The sequence below is a fragment of the Candidatus Schekmanbacteria bacterium genome, assembly GCA_003695725.1.
Classification (GTDB): Bacteria; Schekmanbacteria; GWA2-38-11; order GWA2-38-11; family J061; genus J061.
In genome coordinates, this window is record RFHX01000033.1 from 1 (window position 1) to 7160 (window position 7160).

Below are 7160 nucleotides of genomic sequence, written 5' to 3' on the forward strand. Positions count from 1 at the left end.
AAAGAAAAAAATGAACAAAAAAAGTAAAGCTCTCTACAATGCGAAAGCAAAAATAGTGAAGGCGTTAGCACATCCCACACGTTTGTATATAACTGAGAAACTGGCAGAAAGAGAACATTGCGTTTGTGAATTTGTTGATTCTATTAATGTTGATTTTTCGACCATTTCAAAACATTTATCTATTTTAAAAGAAGCGGGTATTGTTGATGACGAGAAGCGCGGAAAACAGGTATTTTATAGGCTTAAGGTGCCATGCATCATAAATTTCGTAAAATGTATTGAAGATGTTATTAAATCCAATGCTGATTATCATATGGCGTTGATAAAATAGTTTTTTTTGCTCTTTATTTGGTAATTTTACCAAATAACAATATATAAGGGGTTGTTATGAATTGGAAAGACGAATGGAAAAAGTTGGTATTGATCATGACGATTTTTATTTTTTGCTTCTATATGCCTATTGGCAACAAAGATTTTGATAATGCAGTTTTAGAGGCTTTGCATCTCGTCAAATGGTATGCCAGGGAGCATGTACTCCTTTGCCTGGTGCCTGCTTTTTTTATCGCAGGCGCTATATCTGTTTTTATAAGTGAATCTTCCGTAATTAAATATTTCGGGGCCAATGCAAATAAAATTCTTGCCTATAGCGTTGCATCTGTTTCCGGAACGATTCTTGCAGTCTGCTCCTGTACTGTTTTGCCCTTGTTTGCGGGGATATATAAAATGGGAGCGGGAATCGGACCTGCAGTATCTTTCCTCTATTCCGGTCCTGCCATAAATGTATTGGCGATAATTCTTACTGCGCGTGTATTGGGGTTTAAGTTAGGTGTTGCCCGCGCCATAGGTGCCATTTTATTCAGTGTGCTTATAGGCATGATAATGCATTTAATTTTTCATAAAGAAGAGAAAATAAAGACGCCAAAAGAAACATCCTTGTCAGGTGAGGAAGTCAGACGTCCTCTTTGGAAAAATATCCTTTATTTTGCTTCTATGGTTGGAATCTTGGTTTTTGCCAATTGGGGGAAACCATTGGAGTCCGGAGGGCTTCAGGCATTTGTGTACAGTGAAAAATGGACATTGACATCATTATTTTCGACTGCGCTAGGCATTATGCTGGTTTTTTGGTTTGAACTGAAATGGTGGAAGGTTTTAGTTACTGCGCTATCTGTTGCTGTTTTAGTGTTTATTTTCCCGGAAATTCCATTAATCCCCTTTACGGCAGGGGTAATAGGGCTTTCATTTTTCACCAGTACGGATACGGGCGAGACTTCCGAATGGTTTGCATCATCATGGGCTTTTGCCAAACAGATTATGCCTTTGCTTTTGTTTGGTGTACTCATTGCAGGAGTATTGCTTGGGCGTGTTGGGCACGAAGGATTGATTCCTTCTAAATGGGTTTCTACTGCTGTGGGTGGCAATTCGCTGAAGGCAAACTTTTTTGCGTCCTTTGCAGGAGCATTTATGTATTTTGCCACGCTAACTGAGGTGCCAATTCTTCAAGGACTTATTAAAAACGGAATGGGACAGGGGCCTGCATTGGCTTTACTGCTTGCAGGTCCGGCATTAAGTCTGCCGAATATGCTTCTCATTCGTAAAGTGTTAGGCACAAAAAAAACAATTGTTTACGTATTTCTTGTAATTGTTATGTCCACGATAAGTGGAATCCTTTTTGGACAAATAAGCGGTTAAAGCTAAAAATGATTAACCTGTAACATTGGGAGGAAGTAAAATGGTAAAAGCAAAAGATTTTTATGAAGTGGGACTTAAATTGCATGGTCACAAATGTCCTGCTATGCCGATGGGGCTTCGTGCGGGCCAGGCAGCGATGAACAAGCTTGGCGTAGAACGTGCGAAGGACGGTCAGTTAATGGCTTTTGTAGAAATTGGCGAGAATCATTGTGCCACATGTTTTGCTGATGGTGTGCAAGTGATAACGGGATGCACATTTGGCAAGGGCAATATCAGCAAACTCCACTACGGGAAATGGGGGCTAATATTGATTGACAAAGAAACAGGCCGCTCTGTAAGAGTGTCCCCCAAAGCAGAGATAATGCAGGAAAATAAAAAGACGGAATTTTTTACCGAATACCGTCAAAAAGGCATTCCCGCATCCAAGGTGCCTGATGAAATTGTGGCACCGCTCGTGGAAAAAGTGATGAGTGCGCCTGAAGAAGTATTATTTAATATTGGCGATGTGGTTTCATGGCAATGGGAAGAGCCCGTCCATTCCTTCGAAGGGTTTGTTTGTGACATTTGCGGAGAAATGACGGTGGAGCACTACGGGCGCATTTTGGGTGACAAGAAAGTTTGTATCCCTTGCAGGGAAAAAACCGCAGAAACGAGCAGAGAATAAAAAATGAGAGCATTGCTGAATATATCCGAGAGTAAATTATGATAGCACATCCCCAACTTATTTTGTCTGCCCTTTTTTTCCTTGTGTCAATTATATTTTCGATGATGGGACAAGGGGGAGGCGTAATCTACACACCTCTTCAAGTTTGGTTCAATATAGATTTTCATACAGCAGCCACAACAAGTCTTTTCCTCATATTGGCTGCATCCGTATCTTCCTCTCTTGTCTTTCGAAAAGCGGGAAAAATCGATTGGCCTCTTGCCTTGGTATTGGAGACTTCGACAGGTGCAGGAGGATTTGCAGGAGGGTTTTGGTCAGAAAAATTTTCAAGCGTTTTCCTTTCCCTGCTCTTTGCAGGGGTAATCTTTGTCTCTGCGTTTTTTATGATCAACTCATTTAAGGGAAAGAAAGAAAATAAAACGGACTCTAAAGGATTGTTCATCTGGAAGCGGGTACTCAACAATGAAGCATATTGTGTTAACCTTTTGCTGGCTTTGCCCCTGTCCTTTGCAGCTGGAATAATAAGCGGATTGCTGGGAGTGGGGGGAGGCATACTGAAAGTTCCTTTGATGGTTATTCTCTTGGGAATTCCTATGGATATAGCAGTCGGGTCCAGTGCCTTTATGATAGGGATAACGGCTTTTGGCGGTTTTGCAGGGCATATAGCAAAAGGACATTGGGACTGGATAACTTCACTTGTCCTTGCTGTTGCGGTAATTGCCGGAAGCCAAATAGGAAGCCGCATTTCGGTAAATATTGATAAAAACAAATTGAAAAAGGCTTTTGGCTGGTTTCTTTTTGTTATTGCGATTTCAATGGTAATTAAGGCGTTATGGTAGAAGTGGCAGAAAGAGAGGGGGTTTTCGATTTATGAGATTACAATTTTAAATTGGAGGATGTAAAAATGAGGAAAATAAAGATTCTTGGGACAGGATGCGCTAGATGCAGACAAATGGAGGCGAATGCAAAAGCGGCGGCAAAAGAAGTAGGCATTGATTATGAATTGGAAAAAGTGACAGACCTACACGATATTATATCAGCTGGAGTTATGACAACTCCGGCGCTCATTGTGGACGGAGAAGTAAAAGTTGCAGGCAAGGTGCCTTCGATTGAAGAAATGAAAAAAATTTTATGTTAAGTATGACATTTCGTAATGGATAAAAAAAGATATTGACTTTTTTTCTTTTATCTAATATTTAGTTATTTAGCTAAATATAATATTAAGAGAAATATAAATGGATAAAATAGTGCAGGTCATAAAAAGCCTTTCAGACAAAAACCGCCTGCGGATAATTGCGGCATTGATGGAAAATAAAGAACTTTGTGCCTGTCAGATAACAGAATTATTGAATATCAGAGGAGCAAGCGTTTCACGCCATCTATCCCAGCTTGTCAATGCAGGGATTTTGAAAAGCCGTAAGGAAGGGCGTTGGATTTATTTCAGCATTAGAAATAGGAAGATGTCAGATGCTTTGCTTTCCTGCATTAAAGCTGAGTTATTGAAATCTGAGGAAATTGAGAGAGACAGGAAGGTGCTTAAAAAAATTCTTGCAACTGATGTAGAAGATATCTGCAGGAAACAGCGCGGTGAGAAGTGCTGTCCTAAAAAAAATTGAAACAGACAATGAAACAAAAAATAAAAATACTTTTTCTTTGCACAGGAAATTCCTGCCGCAGCCAGATGGCTGAAGGGTGGACACGCCATCTCAAAGCAGATGAAATAGAAGCGTATTCTGCCGGAGTGGAAACACACGGACTAAATCCCAATGCAGTAAAAGTGATGGCAGAGGCGGGTGTTGATATCTCAAAGCATCGATCAAAGCATATTGATGAATTTAAAAATACAGAATTTGATTATGTCGTTACTTTATGCGGAAATGCGCAGGAAACATGTCCCGTTTTTCCCGGAAGAACGAAAGTTATTCATATTGGATTTGATGACCCACCAAAAATGGCAGAAAAAAAGGAAACACAAGAGGAAAAACTCAACTGCTACCGCAAAGTTAGAGATGAGATAAAAGAGTTTGTTGAAACATTACCGGAATCATTGAATAAATGAAAGGAGAAGAGCAATGAAGACACTAAAAATTTATGATCCAGCACTATGTTGTTCTACTGGAGTATGTGGACCAAATCCTGATGAGAAACTTGTTAAGCTTGCAGCTTTTCTTAAAGGATTGAATGAAAAAGAGTGTAAGGTGGAGCGATATAATCTAGCTCAACAACCAGAAGCATATAAAGAGAATAAAGTTGTCGCGAATTTGATGAAAAAGGAAGGAGTAAAGGCTCTTCCTATTTTTTTTATTAATGATGAAGTTGTTTTTTCAGGTGAATATCCCGATATTTCAGAGCTTGAAAAACTTTTGAATATAGCTTCTGTTGATGAGTCAGATGCTTCTTGCTGTGATTCTGAAGATTGCGGGTGCAGCTGATGAACAATCTATTGGAAAAAACTCCAAGATTCATATTTTTTACTGGCAAAGGTGGTGTTGGCAAGACTTCAATATCTTGCGCTGTGGCTGTAGGGCTTGCAGATTCTGGGAAGAAAGTACTTCTGATTAGCACTGATCCAGCATCGAACTTGAGTGAAGTGCTTAATACAGAAGTTACTACAAAACCACAGCAAATAAAAGGATTACGAAACCTTTTTGCAATGAATATCAATCCCATTAAAGCAGCAGAGCAGTATCGTGAAAAAATGGTTTCACCATATCGAGGAGTACTGCCTGATGAAGCAATTGAGCAGATGGAAGAACAGCTTTCAGGTGCCTGCACAGTAGAGATTGCAGGATTCAATGAATTTTCAAAATTTATTGGAGATGAGAATATTATAGGTGATTATGAGCATATAGTTTTAGACACTGCACCAACAGGACATACTCTTCGTCTTTTGAATTTGCCTTCTGCATGGAACGATTTTATTGCTACAAATCAAACAGGAAGCTCCTGTTTAGGTCCAGTATCAGGCTTAAAAGAGCAAAAAGCACTCTATGAGAAAGTGCTAAGTGAACTGAAAAACCCTGAAAAAACTCTATTAGTATTGGTTGCTACAGCAGAAAAAATAGCTTTACTTGAAGCCGAGAAAGCAAGCCGTGAATTGAAAGAATTGGGAATAAAAAATCAACATCTTGTTATTAATGCAATCTTTGAAAATGGTTCAGATGATAAAATTGCAAAAGCCTTTGCGATAAAATCACAAAAAGCGCTTGAAGAAATACCACAAGAAATTGAAAATCTTCCTTCTACACGGATTTCTTACTGTCCTAAAGGCATCATAGGGATAGAATCATTAAGAGAAATTTGTAAAGAGTCTGGTGATGCAATTGAAAAGGCAGATTACAAAAAATTGAATTCATTTGTAAAAGAAATTTTGAAAGAAACTTGGGATTGGCATTCATTCATCGATGGACTTGAATCAAAAGGATATGGCGTCATAATGACAATGGGAAAAGGAGGTGTCGGAAAAACTACAATTGCCTCAGCTATAGCTGTTTCTCTTGCTGAAAGAGGTAATCCTGTGCTTCTTTCAACAACCGATCCTGCAGCGCATATTCAATATACAGTAGATTCTGATTGTCCAAATTTAGAAATTTCCAGAATCGACCCTAAGGCAGAGACCAATCGATATGTAAGTACTATTCTTGAAAGGAATAGGGAGAAGCTGTCTAAAAATGATATGGCACTTCTTGAAGAGGAGCTTCGTTCACCATGTATTGAAGAAGTGGCTGTTTTTGAGGCATTCGCAAGGACAGTGGCAAAGGGGAAAAACAAGTTTATAGTTCTCGATACTGCGCCAACGGGGCATACCTTGCTTCTTCTCGATTCAACACAATCCTTTCATCGTGAAGTTGAAAAAACATCAGATGGTTTGCCTTCAGAAGTGAAAGAACTTCTGCCTCTTATTAGGGATCCGAGTTTTACCTGCGTTCTCATTGTCACTTTGGCTGAAGCAACACCTGTGCATGAGGCGGCATATCTTCAGAATGACCTTCTGCGGGCTGGCATTAAACCTTTTGGTTGGATTATCAACAGGAGTTTTGCAATTTCTGATTCAAAGGATCCCTTGCTCTTTCAAAAAGGGTTGACTGAAATTCCTTATATAAATGAGGTTATAAATAAGCACTCATCAAAGACATTGATTCTACCATGGATAACAGAAGATACATATGGAATTGATAACTTGAAGAGGATAACAGTTTAAAAGGAGGGGGAATATGGGAAACGAAGTTTGCAATAACACTGAAGATAGAAGAATGACAAGCATCTTTGAACGCTATCTGACTATCTGGGTTGGACTTTGCATAATTGCAGGTATAGTTTTGGGAAAAATTGCTCCCAATGTGGCAAAAACCTTGGATGGTATGTCAATCTTCGTCAACGGCGCTCCTGTCGTGTCTATTCCAATAGCAATATGTCTCTTTTTTATGATGTATCCTATTATGGTGAAGATAGACTTTGCTGAAGTGGTGAAGGCAGGTAAAAGTGGGAAACCTGTACTTTTGACCCTCTTTGTCAACTGGTGCATAAAACCCTTTACAATGTATGCAATTGCCCTTTTTTTCCTTGGAATAGTATTCAGAGGATTTATCGGCGCCGAGGCGATGGATTATGTAAAGATGCCTTTTGGGCTTGACCTTCCACTCGGCGCTACCCACGGTGCCGGCACAGTGGTGATGCATAATGGTATGAAAATGCTTGAAGTGCCGCTGTGGCGAAGCTATCTTGCAGGATGTATTCTTCTTGGTATTGCTCCCTGCACTGCAATGGTACTTGTATGGGGTTATCTTGCCCGTGGAAGTGACGGACT

The 7160-nt window shown here is 39.7% G+C and carries 10 protein-coding genes; all 10 read left to right on the top strand.

The genetic code is table 11. The annotated features are described in order from the left end of the window. Window positions 1-10 precede the first annotated feature (10 nt). Complete coding sequence (locus D6734_01265) at window positions 11-331, top strand: ArsR family transcriptional regulator (protein ID RMF97801.1); 321 nt, start codon at window positions 11-13, stop codon at window positions 329-331. A gap of 56 nt (window positions 332-387) precedes the next feature. Next, window positions 388-1689, top strand: a complete 1302-nt coding sequence (locus D6734_01270; GenBank protein ID RMF97793.1) for a hypothetical protein — start codon at window positions 388-390, stop codon at window positions 1687-1689. A gap of 40 nt (window positions 1690-1729) precedes the next feature. Next, window positions 1730-2353: a tRNA CCA-pyrophosphorylase gene (locus D6734_01275; GenBank protein ID RMF97794.1), complete on the top strand. Its 624-nt coding sequence runs from the start codon at window positions 1730-1732 to the stop codon at window positions 2351-2353. A gap of 38 nt (window positions 2354-2391) precedes the next feature. Beyond that, complete coding sequence (locus D6734_01280) at window positions 2392-3192, top strand: sulfite exporter TauE/SafE family protein (protein RMF97795.1); 801 nt, start codon at window positions 2392-2394, stop codon at window positions 3190-3192. Between the two features lie 65 nt (window positions 3193-3257). Then, window positions 3258-3491, top strand: coding sequence for a thioredoxin family protein (locus D6734_01285; GenBank protein RMF97796.1), 234 nt, complete (start codon window positions 3258-3260; stop codon window positions 3489-3491). A 97-nt stretch (window positions 3492-3588) separates the two neighbouring features. Continuing rightward, window positions 3589-3969 carry an ArsR family transcriptional regulator gene (locus D6734_01290; GenBank protein RMF97797.1) on the top strand — a complete coding sequence of 127 codons (381 nt, stop codon included), beginning with the start codon at window positions 3589-3591 and terminating at the stop codon, window positions 3967-3969. 8 nt (window positions 3970-3977) lie between these two features. Continuing rightward, on the top strand, window positions 3978-4412 hold the full coding sequence (locus D6734_01295) for an arsenate reductase ArsC (protein RMF97802.1): 435 nt from the start codon (window positions 3978-3980) through the stop codon (window positions 4410-4412). 13 nt (window positions 4413-4425) lie between these two features. Further along, a complete protein-coding gene (gene arsD / locus D6734_01300) occupies window positions 4426-4785 on the top strand; it encodes an arsenical resistance operon transcriptional repressor ArsD (GenBank protein RMF97798.1) in 360 nt (119 codons plus the stop codon). Then, window positions 4785-6554 carry an arsenical pump-driving ATPase gene (gene arsA / locus D6734_01305; GenBank protein ID RMF97799.1) on the top strand — a complete coding sequence of 590 codons (1770 nt, stop codon included), beginning with the start codon at window positions 4785-4787 and terminating at the stop codon, window positions 6552-6554. The genes arsD and arsA overlap by 1 nt, the downstream gene beginning before the upstream one ends. A 13-nt stretch (window positions 6555-6567) precedes the next feature. Further along, a partial coding sequence (locus D6734_01310; protein RMF97800.1) for an arsenical-resistance protein occupies window positions 6568-7160 on the top strand: 593 nt, incomplete at its 3' end.